The sequence below is a fragment of the Pseudomonas sp. NPDC077451 genome, assembly GCF_044543345.1.
Classification (GTDB): domain Bacteria; phylum Pseudomonadota; class Gammaproteobacteria; order Pseudomonadales; family Pseudomonadaceae; genus Stutzerimonas.
In genome coordinates, this window is record NZ_JBITVX010000001.1 from 175370 (window position 1) to 194369 (window position 19000).

General features: G+C 61.6%; 15 protein-coding genes. 12 read left to right on the top strand and 3 right to left on the bottom strand.

Annotated elements, in window-relative coordinates; translation table 11 throughout:
• Positions 1–292 precede the first annotated feature (292 nt).
• The 7 genes from recJ (at position 293) to ACIGHL_RS00870 (ending at position 11155) form a co-directional block, all read left to right on the top strand.
• Positions 293–2008 carry a single-stranded-DNA-specific exonuclease RecJ gene (gene recJ / locus ACIGHL_RS00840; RefSeq protein ID WP_128118973.1) on the top strand — a complete coding sequence of 572 codons (1716 nt, stop codon included), beginning with the start codon at positions 293–295 and terminating at the stop codon, positions 2006–2008.
• Between the two features lie 314 nt (positions 2009–2322).
• Complete coding sequence (locus ACIGHL_RS00845; protein ID WP_128118974.1) at positions 2323–4419, top strand: molybdopterin oxidoreductase family protein; 2097 nt, start codon at positions 2323–2325, stop codon at positions 4417–4419.
• A 295-nt stretch (positions 4420–4714) separates the two neighbouring features.
• Positions 4715–5824: an NADH:flavin oxidoreductase/NADH oxidase gene (locus ACIGHL_RS00850; protein WP_128118975.1), complete on the top strand. Its 1110-nt coding sequence runs from the start codon at positions 4715–4717 to the stop codon at positions 5822–5824.
• Between the two features lie 27 nt (positions 5825–5851).
• Entirely contained in the window at positions 5852–6622 is a 771-nt protein-coding gene (locus ACIGHL_RS00855; RefSeq protein WP_128118976.1) for a tellurite resistance TerB family protein, read from the top strand.
• A gap of 158 nt (positions 6623–6780) precedes the next feature.
• A protein-coding gene (gene prfB / locus ACIGHL_RS00860) for a peptide chain release factor 2 (RefSeq protein WP_101153256.1) occupies positions 6781–7876 on the top strand; the annotation gives its coding sequence in 2 pieces (ribosomal slippage) (positions 6781–6852 and positions 6854–7876; 1095 coding nt in all).
• Between the two features lie 196 nt (positions 7877–8072).
• Positions 8073–9575, top strand: coding sequence for a lysine--tRNA ligase (gene lysS, locus ACIGHL_RS00865; RefSeq protein ID WP_446697502.1), 1503 nt, complete (start codon positions 8073–8075; stop codon positions 9573–9575).
• 284 nt (positions 9576–9859) lie between these two features.
• On the top strand, positions 9860–11155 hold the full coding sequence (locus ACIGHL_RS00870; RefSeq protein ID WP_446697501.1) for a flavohemoglobin expression-modulating QEGLA motif protein: 1296 nt from the start codon (positions 9860–9862) through the stop codon (positions 11153–11155).
• A gap of 60 nt (positions 11156–11215) precedes the next feature.
• On the opposite strand, the gene ACIGHL_RS00875 is transcribed toward ACIGHL_RS00870, so the two are convergent.
• The 3 genes from ACIGHL_RS00875 to dctP form a co-directional block, all read right to left on the bottom strand.
• Positions 11216–12526 (bottom strand): TRAP transporter large permease, encoded by a 1311-nt coding sequence (locus ACIGHL_RS00875; protein WP_045425356.1) that lies wholly within the window; start codon positions 12524–12526, stop codon positions 11216–11218.
• Positions 12523–13062 (bottom strand): TRAP transporter small permease subunit, encoded by a 540-nt coding sequence (locus ACIGHL_RS00880; RefSeq protein WP_045425359.1) that lies wholly within the window; start codon positions 13060–13062, stop codon positions 12523–12525. The genes ACIGHL_RS00875 and ACIGHL_RS00880 overlap by 4 nt, the downstream gene beginning before the upstream one ends.
• Positions 13063–13140: 78 nt before the next feature.
• Complete coding sequence (dctP, locus tag ACIGHL_RS00885; protein WP_045425362.1) at positions 13141–14175, bottom strand: TRAP transporter substrate-binding protein DctP; 1035 nt, start codon at positions 14173–14175, stop codon at positions 13141–13143.
• Positions 14176–14610: 435 nt separating this feature from the next.
• On the opposite strand from dctP, the gene ACIGHL_RS00890 reads away from it, so the two are divergent.
• Genes ACIGHL_RS00890 through surE form a run of 5 tightly spaced genes read left to right on the top strand, consistent with a single transcriptional unit; the run spans position 14611 to position 18992 of the window.
• A complete protein-coding gene (locus ACIGHL_RS00890) occupies positions 14611–15129 on the top strand; it encodes a PaaI family thioesterase (RefSeq protein ID WP_181689940.1) in 519 nt (172 codons plus the stop codon).
• A complete protein-coding gene (locus ACIGHL_RS00895) occupies positions 15122–16333 on the top strand; it encodes an acyl-CoA dehydrogenase family protein (RefSeq protein ID WP_128118980.1) in 1212 nt (403 codons plus the stop codon). The genes ACIGHL_RS00890 and ACIGHL_RS00895 overlap by 8 nt, the downstream gene beginning before the upstream one ends.
• Positions 16334–16367: 34 nt before the next feature.
• Positions 16368–17135 (top strand): SDR family NAD(P)-dependent oxidoreductase, encoded by a 768-nt coding sequence (locus ACIGHL_RS00900; RefSeq protein ID WP_128118981.1) that lies wholly within the window; start codon positions 16368–16370, stop codon positions 17133–17135.
• Positions 17136–17145: 10 nt separating this feature from the next.
• Positions 17146–18213: a phosphotransferase gene (locus tag ACIGHL_RS00905; protein ID WP_128118982.1), complete on the top strand. Its 1068-nt coding sequence runs from the start codon at positions 17146–17148 to the stop codon at positions 18211–18213.
• Positions 18210–18992 carry a 5'/3'-nucleotidase SurE gene (gene surE / locus ACIGHL_RS00910; RefSeq protein WP_128118983.1) on the top strand — a complete coding sequence of 261 codons (783 nt, stop codon included), beginning with the start codon at positions 18210–18212 and terminating at the stop codon, positions 18990–18992. The genes ACIGHL_RS00905 and surE overlap by 4 nt, the downstream gene beginning before the upstream one ends.
• The last annotated feature ends 8 nt before the right edge of the window (positions 18993–19000 follow it).

Consider the following 19000-nt stretch of genomic DNA (forward strand, 5'->3'; position numbering starts at 1 on the left):
GTAATGGCGGGTTTCGTATTGGCCTAGTGCGGTCGGCACGATGATAAAGCATTGATCTGCGATTGCTGATCATTGGGCACACGTCGCCGGGCGGCCCGGCAACATTTCATTCCTGTATGCTTGCGGCCGGTCCAAGCGGCGCAGGTCGCGTCAGCGCTTCCCGCTGCGACTGTCTGGCCATTTGCGCCAATAGCGACCCTGCCAGTCGCGTCTGCCACGTCCTGCGTTTGGCTGCCCGGCCCCGCTCGCTACATCAATGTCACTCACTTCAGTTGCACCGGATAATCAACAGATGCGCATCGAACCCCGCCCGCTTCCCGAACAGCTCCCCGACCTGGGCGACCTGCCGCCGCTGCTGACGCGTCTCTACGCAGCTCGTGGTGTGCAGTCGATCAGCGAGCTGGACAAGGGCCTGGCGCGGTTGATCCCCTATGGCCAGCTCAAGGGCATCGATGCCGCCGTGGTATTGCTGGTCGAGGCGCTGGAAGCTCGCCAGCGCATCCTCTTCGTCGGCGACTTCGATGCCGATGGAGCCACCGCCAGTACCGTCGGCGTGCTGGGGCTGCGCCGATTGGGCGCGGCACATGTGGACTATCTGGTGCCCAATCGCTTCGAGTATGGCTACGGCCTGACGCCGGAGATCGTTGCCGTGGCGCTCGAGCGTCGGCCTGATCTGCTGGTGACCGTGGACAACGGCATTTCCAGCGTGGACGGCGTCGCGGCGGCCAAAGCGGCGGGGCTCAAGGTGCTGGTGACCGACCATCACCTGCCGGGCGCAGAACTGCCGGCGGCCGATGCCATCGTCAATCCCAATCAGCCGGAATGTGCCTTCCCGAGCAAGTGCATCGCCGGGGTCGGGGTGATTTTTTATGTGCTGCTGGCCTTGCGCGCCGCGCTACGTGAAAACGGCTGGTTTACCCGCAATGGCTGGGCCGAGCCGAACCTGGCCGAGCTGCTGGACTTGGTTGCGCTCGGCAGCGTTGCCGATGTGGTACCGCTGGACGCGAACAATCGAATCCTCGTTCATCAAGGTTTGGCTCGAATCCGTGCTGGTCGTGCGCGGCCCGGGTTAAGGGCAATTCTGGAGGTCGCCGGGCGCGATCACAGCCGCATCACCTCGACCGATCTTGGCTTCATCCTTGGCCCGCGATTGAACGCGGCGGGGCGGCTGGACGACATGGCGCTGGGTATCGAATGCCTGCTTTGTGAAGACGAAACGCTGGCGCGCGACATGGCCGTTCAGCTCGATCAGCTCAACCAGGACCGAAAGGGCATCGAGCAGGGCATGCAGCGCGAGGCGCTGGCGCAGTTGAAGGATTTGCCGCTCGAAGACATGCCATTCGGCCTCTGCCTGTTCGAACCGGACTGGCACCAAGGCGTAATCGGCATCCTCGCTTCACGGCTCAAGGAACGCTATCACCGTCCGACCATCGCCTTTGCTGACGCTGGGGAGGGCGTGCTGAAAGGCTCCGCGCGTTCGGTGCCGGGCTTTCATATCCGTGATGCACTGGATGCTGTCGCGGCGCGCCATCCCGGCCTGATCAGCAAGTTCGGCGGCCACGCGATGGCGGCTGGTCTGTCGTTGCCGGAAGCGAATTTCGGCGCGTTCTCGGCGGCCTTTGACGCTGAGGTGCGGCGTCAGCTGTGCGAAGACGACCTCACCGGGCGGCTGTTAACTGATGGGCAGCTGAGCATTGAGGAGTTCCATCTGGAACTGGCCAAGGCGTTGCGCAATGCCGGGCCCTGGGGACAGCACTTTCCCGAGCCGGTGTTTCACGGCGTGTTCCAGCTGGTGCAGCAGCGACTGGTCGGCGAGAAGCACCTGAAAATGGTGCTCAAGAGCGAATGCGGCTCGCTGACCCTCGATGGCATCGCCTTCAACATCGATCGCGAGCTGTGGCCCAACCCGACCGTGCGCTGGGCCGATCTGGCCTACAAGTTGGACGTGAACGAGTTTCGCGGTCGGGAAAGCGTGCAGCTACTGGTGGCGCATATAGCGGCGCGCTGACCGATCGAATCTGCCCGCTGGGGATGTAAGGGCTAAAGAGCTTTAGGTGAGTTTCTGCTGCATGGAGGCCTTGATCGCGAGCAAGCTCGCTCCTACAAGTAGCGGATCGCTCCACATCGATGCTGCCAGCTTGTCGGTGGCTCGGTGTTGGGATGTCTCCGGCAGAAAGGCTGCTCTCGCTCCAAGGGTAACGGGCAGCTGACGAAGATCGGTTATCTGAATCGCCCCATATATGCCACGACGTGCATGATTGGCGCCGGCCTGGCTCCGGCCTAGAGTGATTGGATTACAAGAACAATCCTCCGGAGCCTGCGATGAGCGAAACGACCCAGCACCACCGTGCTTGCCACCTGTGCGAGGCTATCTGTGGCCTGACCATCGAAACCCGCGATGAGCAGATCGTCTCCATCAAGGGCGACGCTCAGGACAGCTTCAGTCGCGGCCACATCTGCCCCAAGGCCGTCGCGTTGCAGGACATCCAGAACGATCCGGACCGCCTGCGCCATCCGATGCGTCGTGTCGGCAACGAGTGGCAGGCGATCGAGTGGGACGAGGCGTTTGCGCTGGTCGCCGAGCGCCTGGCTGAGATCCGCGAGCGGCATGGCAATAACGCCGTGGCGGTCTACCAGGGCAACCCCAGCGTGCACAACTACGGGCTGATGACCCACAGCAACTATTTTCTCGGTCAGCTGAAAACCCGCAATCGCTTCTCCGCCACCTCGGTCGATCAGCTGCCCCACCACCTGACCAGCCTGATGATGTACGGCCACGGCCTGCTAATCCCGATTCCAGACATCGACCATACCGATTTCATGCTGATCCTTGGCGGCAATCCGCTGGCCTCCAATGGCAGCATCATGACCGTCCCAGACGTGGAAAAGCGCCTCAAGGCCGTGCAGGCGCGCGGCGGCAAGCTGGTGGTAGTCGATCCGCGCCGTAGTGAAACCGCCGCTATTGCCGATCAGCATGTGTTCGTACGCCCGGGTGAAGATGCGGCGTTGCTGTTCGGCTTGCTCAATACGTTATTCGATGAAGGCCTGACACGTGCCAGCCATCTTCCGGTAGAGGGGCTGGATGAACTCCGAGCCGCGGTTGCGCCGTTCACTGCGGAAGCGATGGGGCCGCGCTGCGGCGTGCCGGCAGGGCAGATTCGACAACTGGCGCGGGCCTTCGCTGCCGCAGACAAAGCGGTCTGCTACGGGCGGATGGGCGTCTCGACACAGGCGTTCGGGACGCTGTGTCAGTGGCTCGTGCAGTCGATCAACCTGGTGACAGGCAACCTGGATCGTGTGGGCGGCGCGCTTTGCACGGAGCCGGCGGTGGACCTGGTCGCGAACACCTCAGGTGGGCACTTCAACCGCTGGCAGAGCCGCGTATCGGGCCTGCCGGAATACGGTGGCGAGTTGCCGGTTTCAGCGTTGGCCGAAGAAATGCTCACCGAAGGGGAAGGACAGATTCGGGCGCTGGTCACCGTTGCCGGCAATCCGGTACTTTCCACGCCGAACGGGCGAAAAATGGAACAGGCGCTGGACGGATTGGAGTTCATGCTCAGCGTCGATTTTTACATCAACGAAACCACTCGATACGCCGACCTGATCCTGCCGCCGACAGCGCCGCTGGAGCATGATCACTACGACACTACCTTCAACGTCTTCGCCGTGCGCAACGTGACCCGCTTCAATAAGCCGGTCCTCCGCAAGCCGGCGGGTGCGCTGCATGACTGGGAAATCTTCGTCGGTCTGGCCAGGGCCTTCGCAGCGCGTGTCGACGCTGAGCTCAAACCCACCATGGCGCCAGAAAAAATGATTGACCGTGGCTTGCGCGCCGGTCCGTATGGCGAAAAAAGCGAGCTCAACTTGACCCTCTCCAAGCTGCGCGACTATCCGCACGGGCTCGATCTCGGTGCGCTGAAGTCGAATCTGGCCAGCCGCTTGAAAACCGAGGGGCAGCGGGTCCAGGCGGCGCCATCGCTGTTCCTCGGTGACCTCCAGCGTTTCGCTGCCGCGACCAGTGTGCCTGCCGGTCAGCTGGTGCTGATTGGACGCCGTCACGTGCGCAGCAATAACTCCTGGATGCACAACTATCATCGTCTGGTGAAGGGTAAGCCGCGCCATCAGCTGCTGATGAATCCGGCAGATTTGAGCCGGCTGGGACTGCTTGATGGTCAGCGCGTGCGGGTGCGCTCGCGGGTTGGCATGATCGAAGTTGAAGTCGCCACTAGCGACGAGATGATGCCCGGTGTGGTCAGCCTGCCGCATGGCTGGGGCCATGGTCGTCCCGGCGTCCAGCTAGAGATCGCCAATCGTCAGCCGGGCGCCAGTGCCAACGACCTTACCGATGAGCGCCAGCTCGATGCTTTGTCTGGAAACGCAGCGCTCAATGGCGTGCCGGTTGAGGTTGAGGCGGCGTAACTGAAGGCGTTGGTTGATCGGTGCGGGCAAGCTGATCTTCTGATGCTCTAACTCTTTCTAGACGGCTGTGGAGCCCGAAGCCCGCGGCATTAGCCAACGTTGCGCGCGGCGCCGCCCGGATGCATCTTCACGTTGTGCAGGCGTTGCGCCGCACCGGTGAAGGGATTTTGCTCGCGCACAGCTTGCAACACCCCGTCACCGATTCTTCGGCAAACACAGTCCAAGCCGAGCAAAGTCACCGAAACAGTCTGTACTGAAGGATGTCCAAAACGCATCCCATGCAGTCGAGGTTTCCATGACACAGCTCTTCCAGCCGCTCACCCTGCGCCAGCTGACCCTGCCCAATCGTATTGCCGTATCGCCCATGTGCCAGTACTCGGCTAAGGCTGGCATGGCCAACGATTGGCATCTGGTGCACCTGGGCAGTCGTGCGGTGGGTGGCGCGGGGCTGGTGATTATCGAGGCGACTGCAGTTACAGCCAATGGGCGGATTTCGCCTGAGGATCTGGGCATATGGTCGGATGAGCACATCGAGCCGCTGCGGCGCATTACGCGCTTCATCGAGGCTCAGGGGTCGGTCGCGGGCATCCAGCTGGCGCATGCCGGCCGCAAGGCCAGCACCTGGCAGCCGTGGCTCGGACGCCACGGTAGCGTTCCCATCGCCGCTGGAGGCTGGACACCGGTGGGGCCGTCGACCATTGCCTTCGACCCGGAGCATGCGGTGCCCACTGCGCTCGATGACGCAGGGATCGCAGACGTCATCCAGGCATTCGTTCGTGCCGCCGAGCGTTCCCTGGCGGCGGGCTTCAAGATCGCAGAGATACACGCCGCCCACGGCTACTTGCTGCATCAGTTTCTCTCACCGCTTTCCAACCAGCGTCAGGATGGCTATGGCGGTTCGTTTGAAAACCGCATTCGGCTGCTACTGGAGGTTACCCAGGCGGTGCGCACCGTATGGCCGGAGGAGCTGCCGCTATTCGTTCGCCTGTCGGCAACCGACTGGGTTCAGGACGGATGGAATTCGGAAGAAACCGTCGAACTGGCGCGTCGGCTGAAGACGCTGGGCGTCGACTTGATCGACGTATCGTCCGGCGGTACAGCGGTCAACGCCGAGATTCCCGTTGGGCCGGGTTATCAAACCCAGTTTGCCGAGCAGGTCCGCCGCGAAGCGGGTATCGCCACTGGCACGGTCGGCATGATCACCGAGGCGGTCCAGGCCGAACACATTTTGCGCACCGGTCAGGCGGACCTGATCCTGCTCGCCCGCGAGCTGCTGCGCGACCCTTACTGGCCGCTGCACGCGGCCGAAGATCTGCGTGATAACTCGGTGCCCTGGCCTGCCCAATATGTACGTGCAGCCCATCGTAATACGCCGATCCGGCAGGTCCCCGATTCGCTCGACTAACCCCTCCATTCGTAAGCAGGAAATACCATGAAAGCCTCCGGTTTGCTCGATCAGCTGCTCAAGTCTGGGCAGGACCTTCTACAAAAACAGCAGAACTCCGTTACGCCTCCAGGCGCTCCGAAGGGCAGCAGCAGCGGCTCGCTCGGTGACATGCTTTCCGGCGCAGTCGGACCACTCGGCAGCTTGCTCGGAGGTGCGGGCGGCGGTGGGAAAGGCGCGCTGGCAACCGGCGCGCTTGGCATGTTGCTCGGTAGCCGGCGAGGGCGTCGCATGGGTGGCAAGGCCGTCACCTATGGCGGCCTGGCCGCGCTCGGCATGCTGGCCTACAAAGCCTACGGCAACTGGCAGGCACAACAGGCGCAGCAGGGTGGGGCCGGGGTGAATCAGCCGAACCCCGTTCAGACCGAGCCAAAGACAGTCGACCGGCTGCCACCCGAGCAAGTGGAAGAGCACAGCCGGGGCATCCTCAAGGCGCTGGTCGCCGCGGCCAAAGCCGACGGGCACGTCGACGAGCAGGAGCGCAAGATGATCGAGGCTGAACTGGCCCAGCTCACTGATGACCCAGCTTTGCAGCATTGGCTTGAAGCCGAGCTGAACAAACCACTCGATCCGGTAGACGTCGCCGCGGCTGCTACCACGCCCGAAATGGCGTCGGAGATGTATATCGCCAGCGTGCTGATGGTGGACGAAGAGCAGTTCATGGAGCGTGCCTACCTGGACGAACTGGCCCGCCAGTTGAAACTCGATGCGGGGCTGAAGGCCGAGCTGGAAAGCCAAGTGCGCGGCGTCTCCGCCTGACCGCATGCGGGGCGGTCACTGGGCCGCCTCCGTTCGTTCCTAAAAACTAAGTCCGCTTGACTTTTGCCGCTCCGGCGGTCCCGTGTGGGCTGTCAGCGACGGCCTGCTGCGCTATAATCGCCGGCTTTTCGCACCGTCCGATTGAGAGCTGCCGACCTATGGAAATCAACCCGATCCTCAACAGCATCAAGGACCTGTCCGAGCGCACCCAGTCAATTCGGGGGTATCTTTGACTACGATCAGAAGCATGATCGTCTCGTCGAAGTAAACCGCGAACTCGAAGACCCGAACGTCTGGAACAAACCTGAGTACGCCCAGAATCTGGGCCGCGAGCGCGCCACCCTGGCGCAGATCGTCGAGACCATCGACGACCTCGAGGGCGGCCTGGCCGATTCCCGCGACCTGCTCGACATGGCTGTCGAAGAAGACGACCAGAGCGCCGTAGACGATGTCGCCGCCGAACTCGACCGCCTGCGCGGCATCCTCGAAGGGCTGGAATTCCGTCGCATGTTCAGCGGCGAAATGGACCCCAACAACGCCTACCTCGACATCCAAGCCGGTTCCGGCGGCACCGAAGCCCAGGACTGGGCCAACATCCTGCTGCGCATGTACCTGCGCTGGGCCGACAAACGCGGTTTCAGCGCCGAGATCGTCGAGCTGTCCGAGGGCGAAGTCGCCGGTATCAAGGGCGCCACCGTACACATCAAAGGCGAATACGCCTTTGGTTGGTTGCGCACCGAGATCGGCGTGCACCGCCTGGTGCGCAAGAGCCCGTTCGACTCTGGCGCCCGCCGCCACACCTCATTCTCGGCAGTGTTCGTCTCGCCCGAGATCGACGACAGGGTCGAGATCGACATCAATCCGGCCGACCTGCGCATCGACACATACCGCTCTTCCGGTGCCGGTGGTCAGCACGTCAACACCACCGACTCGGCGGTACGTATTACCCACGTACCAACCAACACGGTGGTGGCCTGCCAGAACGAGCGTTCCCAGCACGCCAACAAGGACACCGCCATGAAAATGCTGCGGGCCCGGTTGTACGAGCAGGAAATGCAGAAGCGCAACGCGGCCTCCCAGGCGCTGGAAGACACCAAATCCGATATCGGCTGGGGTCATCAGATTCGCTCCTATGTGCTCGACGACTCGCGCATCAAGGATTTGCGTACCGGCGTGGAACGTAGCGACTGCCAGAAGGTGCTGGACGGCGACATCGACCAATACCTCGAAGCCAGTCTGAAGCAGGGGCTGTAAGCTACTGCGCTTGGCCAGCGTCGGTGGGCTGAAGCGGAACGTCGCCCGGCCCACCCAACTCGAGTTCCAAGCGTCCAGATGTAGGGTGGGCTTCAGCCCACCAAAATAGGTGGCAGGCAGGTGATGGAATGAAGCGAAACGCCTTCCAACACACCCTCCCCGGGATTCATTCATTCGATCCAGGCATTTTTAAACCATGAGCGAACAACCGCTGAACCAGCACGCCATCCACGAGGAAGAAAACAGCCTGATCCTTCAGCGCAAGGAAAAACTGGCTGCCGAACGCGCCAAGGGCGACGTTTTCCCCAACGACTTCCGTCGCGACAGCTATTGCAACGACCTGCAGCAGAAGTACGTCGACAAGACCAAGGAAGAGCTGGCTGAAGCGGCGATCCCGGTAAAGGTTGCCGGGCGCATCATGCTCAACCGGGGCGCCTTTATGGTCCTGCAGGACATGACCGGGCGCATCCAGGTCTACGTCAATCGCAAGACCCTGCCAGCCGAGACGCTGGAAGCGATCAAGCATTGGGACCTGGGCGACATCATTGCCGCCGAAGGCACCCTGGCGCGTTCCGGCAAGGGCGATCTTTATGTCGAGATGACAAACGTTCGCCTGCTGACCAAATCGCTACGCCCGCTGCCGGACAAGCACCACGGCCTGACCGACACCGAGCAGCGCTATCGCCAGCGCTACGTCGACCTGATCGTCAACGAAGAAACCCGCCACACCTTTCGCGTGCGTTCGCAGGTGATCGGTCATATTCGCAAGTTCCTCAACGAACGCGACTTTCTCGAAGTCGAAACGCCGATGCTGCAGACCATTCCCGGCGGCGCCGCGGCCAAGCCGTTCGAAACTCACCACAATGCGCTGGACCTGCCGATGTTCCTGCGTATCGCGCCGGAGTTGTACCTCAAGCGCCTGGTGGTCGGTGGCTTCGAGCGTGTCTTCGAGATCAACCGCAACTTCCGTAATGAAGGCGTTTCGACCCGGCATAACCCCGAGTTCACCATGCTCGAGTTCTACCAGGCCTACGCCGACTACGAAGACAACATGGACCTCACCGAAGAGCTGTTCCGCGAGCTGGCGCAGCTGGTCCTGGGCAGTACCGATGTGCCGTACGGCGACAAGCTGTTCCACTTCGGCGAGCCCTTCGCCCGGCTCTCGGTGTTCGATGCGATTCTGAAGTACAACCCCGAAATCAGCGCTGCCGACCTGCAGGACATCGACACCGCCCGCGCCATCGCCAAGAAGGCCGGTGCCAAGGTGCTCGGCTTCGAAGGGCTGGGCAAGCTGCAGGTGATGATTTTCGAGGAGTTGGTCGAGCACAAGCTGGAGCAGCCGACCTTCATCACCCGTTACCCGTTCGAAGTCTCGCCGCTGGCGCGTCGCAGCAACGACGACCCAAGCGTCACCGACCGCTTCGAGCTGTTCATCGGCGGCCGTGAAATTGCCAACGCTTATTCCGAGTTGAACGATGCCGAAGACCAGGCCGAGCGCTTCCACGCGCAGGTCCGCGACAAGGACGCTGGCGACGACGAGGCCATGCATTTCGATGCTGACTTCGTCCGTGCGCTGGAATACGGCATGCCGCCGACCGCGGGCGAGGGCATCGGCATCGACCGACTGGTGATGCTGCTGACCAACTCGCCGTCGATCCGCGACGTGATCCTGTTCCCGCACATGCGTCCTGAAGTCTGACCATGGCGAGCAGCCGCTCGGATGTTCGGCCGAGCGGCCGTCTTACCCACGCTGTGGTTTGAGCTCGCGGCGCGGGGTGCAGGGTGACTCCGCCAAGGCCATGCTCAGGCCTAAGCGGCATCGCTGGGGTTACCCAGGTGGCCCTCTTCGGCCGGGTTCAGATCGGTCGATGTCCGCCGACACACTTCCATACGCCTAGCGGGCCGTTCGCGAACCGGACACGGATTGCCATGGTCCGCTGGTGTATAACCTGAAGGCGACGGCTCATCACTGACGAGGTACGGATGAATACCCGCAACAACCTGGATGAATACCAACTCACGGTGCGCGGCCTGTCCGATCGCATCGTCGAGGCGCAAACCCCGGTGCGGGTCCTCGATGCAGTGAAGTGGGACGACAGCGTCCGCCAGGGCTTTTTCGCCGCTGGCGGCCGTGAGTTGCCCAAGCTCGACCGCGCCTACTACGAGGGCCGTCCGCTGGGCTTCGATTCCAGCGCCAAGAAGGAAGAGTTCCAGAACATCGAGCGCGACATCACCCGTCAGCTGGGGCAGTTCAACCCGGTCGGGCAGATCATGCGACGCATGTGCAAGGAATACCGCATGGTGATCCGCATGCTCGAGGCTCGCGGCACCGCCGATTTCGGCCTGATTTCCCAAGAGCTTTATGGTGCCGCTTCGGACGCCTTCCATGCCGGTGATCCGACGCTCGCCGACCTCGGCCTGATGCTTTCCGACTACCTGAACAACATCGCCGACCGCGGCGATCTGAAAGACGAAGCCAAAACGCTTAACGCTCCGCAGGCGGTGGACATGCTGCAACGTCGCCTGGACTTGGTGTTCGGCGAGGGCGAAGGCGTGATTCGGGTCTTCGAATCCGATGGCATCCTCGCCGATGCCGCGGCCGGTGCCGATTACATCAAGATCCGCAGCGATGCGATGTTCAACGAACGCGACGTGCGTGCGCTGGAGGTCCACGAGGGACTGGTGCATGTCGGCACCACGCTCAACGGGCAAAACCAGCCGATCTGCACCTTCCTCGCCAAGGGGCCGCCGTCGTCTACGGTGACCCAGGAAGGCCTCGCAATCCTGATGGAAGTCATCGCCTTCGCGTCTTACCCGACCCGCCTGCGCAAGCTCACCAACCGCACCCGCGCCATCCACATGGCCGAAGAGGGCGCGGATTTTCTGGATGTGTTCGGCTTCTTTCGTGAGCAGGGCTATTCGGAGGAAGACAGCTACGGCAATGCCAGCCGCGTCTTCCGCGGTTCGACGCCCGATGGCTTGCCCTTCACCAAGGACCTGTCCTATTTGAAGGGCTTCATCATGATCTACAACTACATCCAGCTGGCGGTGCGCAAGGGCAAGCTGGAGCAGATTCCGCTGCTGTTCTGTGGCAAGACCACGCTGGAAGACATGCGCACCCTGCGCCAGTTGGTCGAGGAGGGCATGGTGGTGCCGCCCAAGTACCTGCCACAACAATTCCAGGACCTGAATGCACTGTCGGCCTGGATGTGTTTTTCCAACTTCCTCAATCACCTGAGCCTGGATCGGATCGAAGCAGATTACGCCAACATCATCTGACCGGAGCGCACAAAAAAGCCGGAGCTTTCGCTCCGGCTTTTTCGTTTCAGCGACCCGTCGTCAGAACAGCGTATTCGGCAGGTAGGTTGCGATCTCCGGGAATAGCATGATGATGCCCATGCCAATGATATTGACGATCACGAAGGGTATGACCGACCAGTAGATGTCTTTCATGGTGATGCCGGGCGGCACGATGCCTTTCAGGTAGAACAGGTTGAACCCGAACGGTGGCGTCATGTAGCCGATTTCCATGTTGATCACGAACAGCACGCCGAACCAGATCGGATCGAAGCCGAGTGAAGCGACGATCGGCAGGAATACCGGCAGCGTGATCAGCATGATGCCGACGGGATCGAGCAGCATGCCCATGACAAAGACGATCGCCATCATGACGATGATGATGGCCCAGCGGCCCCCAGGCAGATCCATCATCAGCCCTTCGATCAGCGACTGCGCGCCCATACCCTGGTACGCCGAGCTGAACGCATGGGCGGCGAACAGGATCCAGGCGATCATGCCGGTCAGTTTGAACGTGCGAATGGCGGCTTCCTGCAGGACCGGCCAGTTCAGTTTGCGGTAGACGGCAGCGGAGATCAGCGCGCCGAATACACCCATTGCGGCTGCCTCGGTCGGGGTCGTCAAGCCGCCAATGATCGAGCCGAGCACCATGACAACGATGCCGATGGGCAGCAGCACTGCACGTATCGCGCGCAGCTTGTCGCCCCAACTGCCTCGCTCTTCCTTCGGCAGTGCGGGTGCCAGATGGGGCTGCAGGAACGAACGCACCAGCACGTAAGTAACGGTCAGCGCGACCAGTAGCAGACCCGGCAAGACGCCTGCTGCGAACATCTTGCCGACCGACTGGCCGCTGATCATCGCGTAAAGGATCATCATGATGCTTGGTGGAATCAGGATGCCCCAGCCGCCGCCGGTGTTGATGCAGCCGAGCACCATTCGTTTGTCGTAGCCGCGTTCGAGCATCGCAGGCAAGGCAATAGTGCCCATCGCCACGACCGCCGCGCCGCTGATGCCGACCATGGCACCAAACACCGCGCAGATCCCCAGCGTGCCGATTGCCAGCCCGCCACGCATGCCGCCGCACCACAGGTGCATCATGCGATAGAGGTCGCGTGCTACGCCGGTTCGTTCCAGCAGCATGGCCATGAATACGAAGAGCGGAATGGCGACCAGCGTGAAGCTTTCCATGGTGCCCCACATCTGCGAGGCGACCATATAAAAGGCATCAACGCCCCAAGTGAAGTAAAGGAACAGCACCGAGACACCGCCCAACACAAAGGCCAGCGGCAAGCCGAGTACCAGAAAGAAGACCAGCGTCAGGAAGAACAGCAGCGTGGTGATTTCGATGCTCATTGCGCATCCCCCGCGTGGCTGGTGTCGCTGGGTGATTCATGTCCTAGCGCAATCAGGATGTCCTGCAGCAGCTTGGCGATCCCCTGAAGCAACAACAGCAAGGTGCCGAGCGGGATCATCGCCTTGATCGGCCAGACCGGCGGATTCCAGGCGGAGTAGGAGGTTTCCATGCCTTGAACCGACTCCCAGGCCATGGAGCTGCCGAAATAAAGCAGTGCGGCCATAAACAGGAAAAACATGCTTGAGGTGAAGATATCGACCCAAGCGCGTGTGCGCGGACCGAAGGAGGCGTAGAGCAAATCCACATTGACGTGGTCCCGGTGCGCCATGACATAGCCGCCAGATAGCACGACATAGGCTCCGAACAGCATCTGTCCAAGTTCGTTGGTCCAGGAGGTCGGGCTCGAGAACAGATAGCGCATGAAGACTTCGAGCAGCAGCAGCATGAAAATCAGGAAGATCAGATAGGCCACCCAGCGGCCAATGAATTCGTTGAGCCGGGTGATGCCGTTGATGTAGGCATGAATCAGGCGCATGACAGGCCCCACGAGCAAGGATTGAGCGAATCGCACCCCCGGCGCGTGATCGCGCCGAGGATGGGTCAGGCGAGGGGTTTACTGGTAGCCGAGGTCACTGAGGAAAGTCTTGAGCTTTTGCAGGGCTTCGGCCGACTTGTCACTGCGCTTGCCTTCTTCTTCCCAGGTCTTCTTCGCCACTTCGCGGAGCCGAGCCTGAACGTCTTCCGGCAATACGTTGACCGTTACGCCCTGTTCCTTGATGGCTTTCTGCAAGGCGATCTGTTCCTGATACAGGTACTCGTTGGTGCGATACCAGAACTGCTCATCAAGGATCTGTTTGACGATCTCCTGGTCGCGCTCGGACAGCTTGTCCAGGGCTTTCTGGCTGATGATGATCACATCGGTGCCGGCGATGTTCAGTGCTGGCCGCACGTGATTCTTCGCCACTTCGTAGAAGCTCATGCTGGCGGCACCTTGCACGGCACCCCAATGGGCACCGTCAACCACGCCGGTATCGAGCGCCGGGTACAGTTCGCCGCCAGGCAGATAGGTGGTCGAAGCACCAGCCTCGTCGAGAAACTTTTGCAGCGCACCGGATGAACGAATCTTCAGCTTGGTGAAGTCCTCCCAGCTGTTGATCGGCTTCTTCACCACCATTTCAGTCGGGTAGACCTTGTCGGTCGACCAGTACACGCCGTGTTGCGCGGCTTCTTCACGAAGCATGTCCTCGAAGCCCATCTGCTTATGGAAGTACGCAGCCTCCCAGACATTCTGGAAAGCGAAGGGCAGGCCGGAGGCGATACCGGCGAGGGTCATCTTGTCCTGTGCGTAACCGGGGGAAATGGTGCCCATCTGGACGATACCGCGGCTGACGGCATTGAAGGTTTCCTGCGGCTTGAACAGCGCGCCGGACTCGAACAGCTGCAACTCCAGCCGACCATCGGTGCGCCGCTCGATTTCGTTTTTGAGTCTGACGAGGCTGTCTTGATAGGAACTACTGGCACTCGGCCAATGCGATTGCACGCGCCATTTGGTGACGTCCTGTGCGGCAGCCATCTGCGGAGCCATGGCGGAAACCGCCAGTGCTACCAGACCGGCGGGAACGAGTAGCTTTTTGAGCATGGATTTCATAACGCGTCCTCTTGTTGTAATTGTCTGGCTGAGGCCATCTTTGTATCACGTGCGTCGCATGCTTGTTTCGCACAGCAGAACTGACTTTTGCAGAGCTGATCGAAAGCTAACATAGCGCGGGGCTTTTTCAAGCGCTAGCAGAAGGCTATCGCGGCCTTTCTCGATAATGAGTTCGGCGTCCTGCGACTGGCTAATCGTTGCCTGTCCAGCAAAGGTTGAGCTTAGACGGTTCTGTTTGTGGGGCATCATAATTCTGCCTGATGGAACTGGATTCCGAATTGACGCAGTGTTTCAAGCATGCCAGCTTCAAAAAGAAGAGGACTCCCCACAAAAACAATCGAGAGGACTCGCCATGCGCCTCGACGCAAGAAACATCCAGATGCAATGTGCAGGCTCCGGTTCTGTCGCTGTTAGCACCTGCGCGGCAGTGGCCCGATGAAAGGGCAGGAGACGGAGCCGCCGGTTGACGACAGCCGGCCGAGTCATTTGCCGATCAGCGGAGGCAGCGACCTGCCTGGCTTTCACCAGGTGCTTGGCTATCGTCAGGTGTCCTGGACTGAAGACGAAGCCGTGATCGAGCTCGATGTGCAGGCCTGCCACCTGAATATGGCCGGCGTGCTTCATGGCGGCGTGATAACTGCGCTGCTGGATGTGGTGCTCGCGGAAGCTGGCACCTATTGCCCTTATCCGGGACGCGTTCGCAAGGCCATCACCCTGGTGCTCAACACCACCTTTACCGGCCAATGCTCGGGCGGTGTGATACGCGCCATTGGACGGCGACGTGCCGGTGGGACTCGCATTTTCAACAGCTCGGGTGAGGTGCGCGACGCAGATGATCGCCTGCTGGCGATTGGTGAAGCGACCTTCCGACTGCGCTCCGGCAGCGAGCAGGCGCAAGGCGTGCCGATGGATTTCCTCGCACCTAACAACAAGAAGGAAGACGGCAATGTATGAACTGACCGGCAAGGCGCTGGAACTCCAGCAGCAACTCACGGCGTTCATGGATCAACATATCTACCCGAACGAACATGTCTTTCACGAGCAGGTCGCCACCGCCAACAATCGCTGGGCACCGCCGCCTATCCTCGAAACACTCAAGGCTAAAGCCCGAGCGCAGGGACTGTGGAATCTGTTCCTTCCGGAAAGCGAACACGGCGCCGGGCTGACCAATTTCGAGTATGCCCACCTCTGCGAAATCATGGGCCGCTCGCATGTCGCCGCCGAGGTCTTCAACTGCTCCGCACCGGATACCGGCAACATGGAAGTGCTGGCGCGCTACGGCACGCCAGAGCAGCAGGAACAGTGGCTCAAGCCGCTGCTCAACGGCGAGATTCGCTCCTGCTTCTCCATGACCGAACCCGAGGTTGCGTCATCCGACGCGACCAATATCGCATGCGAGATCCGCCGCGAAGGCGACGAATATGTGATCAATGGGCAGAAGTGGTGGTCGTCAGGCGCAATGACCACGACCTGCAAGATCGCCATCGTCATGGGCAAAACCGATCCCTCGGCCGAGCGGCATCGGCAACAGTCGATGATCCTCGTGCCGCTGGATACGCCTGGCGTCGAGATCGTCCGTGCGCTCCACGTGTTCGGTTACGACCACGCGCCTCATGGCCATGCCGAAATCCATTACAACAATGTCCGGGTGCCTGTCAGCAACATGCTGCTCGGTGAAGGCCGCGGCTTCGAAATTGCCCAGGGGCGACTCGGCCCAGGCCGCATCCACCATTGCATGCGCACCATCGGCGTAGCCGAGCGGGCGTTGCAAGCCATGTGCGAGCGGGTGCATTCGCGTGTCGCGTTTGGTAAGCCGCTGGCTGACTTCGACTCGATCCGCAAGGACATCGCACGTTCGCGCATCGAAATCGAACAGACCCGCCTGCTGACGCTGAAAGCGGCACGCATGATGGACACCGTCGGCAACAAAGTGGCACGCCAGGAGATCGCGATGATCAAGGCCGCCGCACCGAGCATGGCGCTGCGCGTGCTGGACCGCGCGATTCAGGTCCACGGCGCCAAGGGTGTCAGCCAGGACAGCTTCCTTGCCGCGGCCTGGGCGCACCAGCGGACCCTGCGTTTGGCCGACGGCCCGGACGAGGTACACCTGGATACCATCGCCAAGCTGGAACTGAAAAACTACGCCAGCAAGCGCTGAGCCTCCAACAAAACCAACAAAAGGATGCCGTCCGATGACCAACCCATTATTCGACCTGTCCGGAAAGGTGGCGCTGATCACGGGTTCCACTCGCGGTATCGGTCGCTCCATCGCCGAAGAAATGGCCCGTTGCGGCGCGCGCGTGGTGATTTCCAGTCGTAAGGCTGACGCCTGCGAAGCGGTGGCTGCCGAGCTGAACGCGGCTGGCCACGAGGCCATCGCCGTGCCGTGCCATGTGGGTCGCAAAGAAGACCTGCAGCGGCTGGTCGACACCACGCTGCAGGCTTGGGGACGCATCGACGTGCTGGTCTGCAATGCCGCCACCAATCCGGTTTATGGACCGACCAGCGAGCTGACCGACGACGCCTGGGACAAGATTATGGACACCAACGTCAAGGGTACCTTCTGGCTCTCGAACATGGTGTTGCCACAGATGGCCGAGCGAGGGGAGGGTGCGGTGATCATGCTCTCCAGCATCGCCGGGCTGCGCGGCAATACGGTGATCGGCACCTACGGCGTATCCAAGGCCGCCGAGGCGGCGCTGGCGCGCAATCTGGCGGCGGAGTGGGGGCCCAAAGGCATCCGCGTCAACGCCATCGCCCCGGGACTTGTACGTACCGATTTCGCCAAGGCCTTGCTCGATGATCCAGAGCGGGTCCGCCGTGCTGCCGAGAAAACGCCACTGCGCCGTATCGGCGAACCGGTGGACATCGCCGGGCTGGCAGTCTTTCTCGCGGCGCCCGCCAGTGCCTACATTACCGGGCAGGTGATCGTCGCGGATGGCGGCGAAACTGCATGCTGAGGGCGCAGCGATGAACGAACCCGAACTGATCGACGTGCTTCCCGCGCATCGTTTTGATGAGGCGGCGCTGGCTCAATACCTTCGGCAGCAGCTGCCCGAATTGGGCCCCGAGCTAAGGGTTCGGCAGTTCCAGGGCGGCCAGTCCAACCCCACCTATCTTCTGGAAAGTGCCGGTCCCCGCTACGTATTGCGCAAGAAACCGCCGGGCAAGGTGCTGCCGTCTGCGCATATGGTCGAGCGCGAATACAAGGTGATCCGTGCCCTGTCCGAGCACACCACTGTTCCGGTCCCACGCGTACACCTGCTGTGCGAGGACGAAACCATCATCGGCACCGCCTTTTACGTCATGGATCACATAGAGGGACGGATCTTCGGCCATCCAGCGTTGAACGAACTGACTGCCGCCGAACGCCGGCCGATCCATCTGGCCGCCATCGATACGATGGCCGAGCTTCATCAAGTTGACGTCGAAAAGGTGGGCCTGGGTGATTTTGGCAAGGCTCAGGGCTACTTCGCGCGCCAGGTGAAGCGCTGGTCCGGCCAGTATCAGGCGTCCCGGACCGGCGACATGCCAGCGATGGAAGAGCTGATGCGCTGGTTGCCTGAGCATGCGCCGCAGCGCGACGAGTGCGCCATTGCCCACGGTGACTACCGGCTCGGCAATCTGATTTTCGATCCGAGTGAGGCGAAGGTGGCGGCAATTCTCGACTGGGAACTGTCGACCCTCGGCCATCCGCTCGCAGACCTCGCGTACTTCTGCTTGCCGTATCACCTGCCGGCGGGTGTCGACGGACTGCGTGGATTGATCGGCATCGATCTGCAGGGGCAGGGCATTCCGTCCGAGCAAGACGTACTGCAACGGTATTGCCTGAAGAGCGGGCGCGACGCCATCGACGACTGGCATGTGTTCGTGGCGTTTTCACTGTTCCGGCTCGCGGCGATCCTGCAGGGCGTCTATGCCCGGGCGTTGCAGGGCAATGCCAGCAATGCCGATGCGTTGCAGGTTGGCCAGCGCGCCGGCCTGCTGGCCGAAGCGGGTTGGCGGATCGCCCAGAATGGCAGCGGGGTAACCGTATGAGCGTTCCGTTGCTACGCCGCGTTTTATTGACCAATGATGACGGTATCGCTGCGCCGGGGCTGGCGTTGCTCGAGCGGATCGCCGCGCAACTGGCCGAAGAGGTCTGGGTGGTGGCGCCCGAGCACGATCAGAGCGGTACCGGTCAGGGCATTTCCGTGCACGCGCCGCTGCGGGTGTATCACCATGGTGAGCGGCGTTTCGCCGTCTCGGGAACGCCATCGGATTGCGTGATGTTCGCCATGGCCGAATGGCTGCAGGACTCGCCGCCTGATCTGGTGCTTTCGGGCGTCAACAGCGGGGCGAACATCGGCGATTCGGTGCCTTATTCGGGCACCCTCGGCGCGGTACTCAGCGCCGACCTGCTGGGCATTCCGGCCATCGGCCTGAGCCAGGCCTTTCTTGATCGCACAGGGATCGATTGGTCCTGTGTCGAGACCTACGCGGAAACCACGATCCGTGCGCTCTGGGCACGTCGTGAAGAAAACGGCTGTTGCTGGAACGTGAATTTCCCGGCTTGTTCGGCTGACCTCGTCAGCCATCTGCGAATGACCCAGCAATCGCGCGGCTCGATCACCCGGCCGCGTTTGCAGGCAGGGCGTGACGGACGCGGCTTGCCGTACTGGTGGCTTGGCTTCGAGCATTCGTCTTCACATATCGTCGCCCCTGAGGCCGACGTCGCTGCGCTGCGTGAAAAGCGCATCGCGATCACACCCTTGCGCGACACCCGGGGCTGGCTCGAGTGGGGCGAAGAAAGGGCCATGGCCGACTTGGCCCTTTAACAGCGATT

Bases quoted from the DNA above. Each gene is read 5' to 3' on its own strand.
- recJ (WP_128118973.1), top strand. From the start codon at position 293: ATGCGCATCGAACCCCGCCCGCTTCCCGAACAGCTCCCCGACCTGGGC.
- ACIGHL_RS00845 (WP_128118974.1), top strand. From the start codon at position 2,323: ATGAGCGAAACGACCCAGCACCACCGTGCTTGCCACCTGTGCGAGGCT.
- ACIGHL_RS00850 (WP_128118975.1), top strand. From the start codon at position 4,715: ATGACACAGCTCTTCCAGCCGCTCACCCTGCGCCAGCTGACCCTGCCC.
- ACIGHL_RS00855 (WP_128118976.1), top strand. From the start codon at position 5,852: ATGAAAGCCTCCGGTTTGCTCGATCAGCTGCTCAAGTCTGGGCAGGAC.
- lysS (WP_446697502.1), top strand. From the start codon at position 8,073: ATGAGCGAACAACCGCTGAACCAGCACGCCATCCACGAGGAAGAAAAC.
- ACIGHL_RS00870 (WP_446697501.1), top strand. From the start codon at position 9,860: ATGAATACCCGCAACAACCTGGATGAATACCAACTCACGGTGCGCGGC.
- ACIGHL_RS00875 (WP_045425356.1), bottom strand. From the start codon at position 12,526: ATGAGCATCGAAATCACCACGCTGCTGTTCTTCCTGACGCTGGTCTTC.
- ACIGHL_RS00880 (WP_045425359.1), bottom strand. From the start codon at position 13,062: ATGCGCCTGATTCATGCCTACATCAACGGCATCACCCGGCTCAACGAA.
- dctP (WP_045425362.1), bottom strand. From the start codon at position 14,175: ATGAAATCCATGCTCAAAAAGCTACTCGTTCCCGCCGGTCTGGTAGCA.
- ACIGHL_RS00890 (WP_181689940.1), top strand. From the start codon at position 14,611: ATGAAAGGGCAGGAGACGGAGCCGCCGGTTGACGACAGCCGGCCGAGT.
- ACIGHL_RS00895 (WP_128118980.1), top strand. From the start codon at position 15,122: ATGTATGAACTGACCGGCAAGGCGCTGGAACTCCAGCAGCAACTCACG.
- ACIGHL_RS00900 (WP_128118981.1), top strand. From the start codon at position 16,368: ATGACCAACCCATTATTCGACCTGTCCGGAAAGGTGGCGCTGATCACG.
- ACIGHL_RS00905 (WP_128118982.1), top strand. From the start codon at position 17,146: ATGAACGAACCCGAACTGATCGACGTGCTTCCCGCGCATCGTTTTGAT.
- surE (WP_128118983.1), top strand. From the start codon at position 18,210: ATGAGCGTTCCGTTGCTACGCCGCGTTTTATTGACCAATGATGACGGT.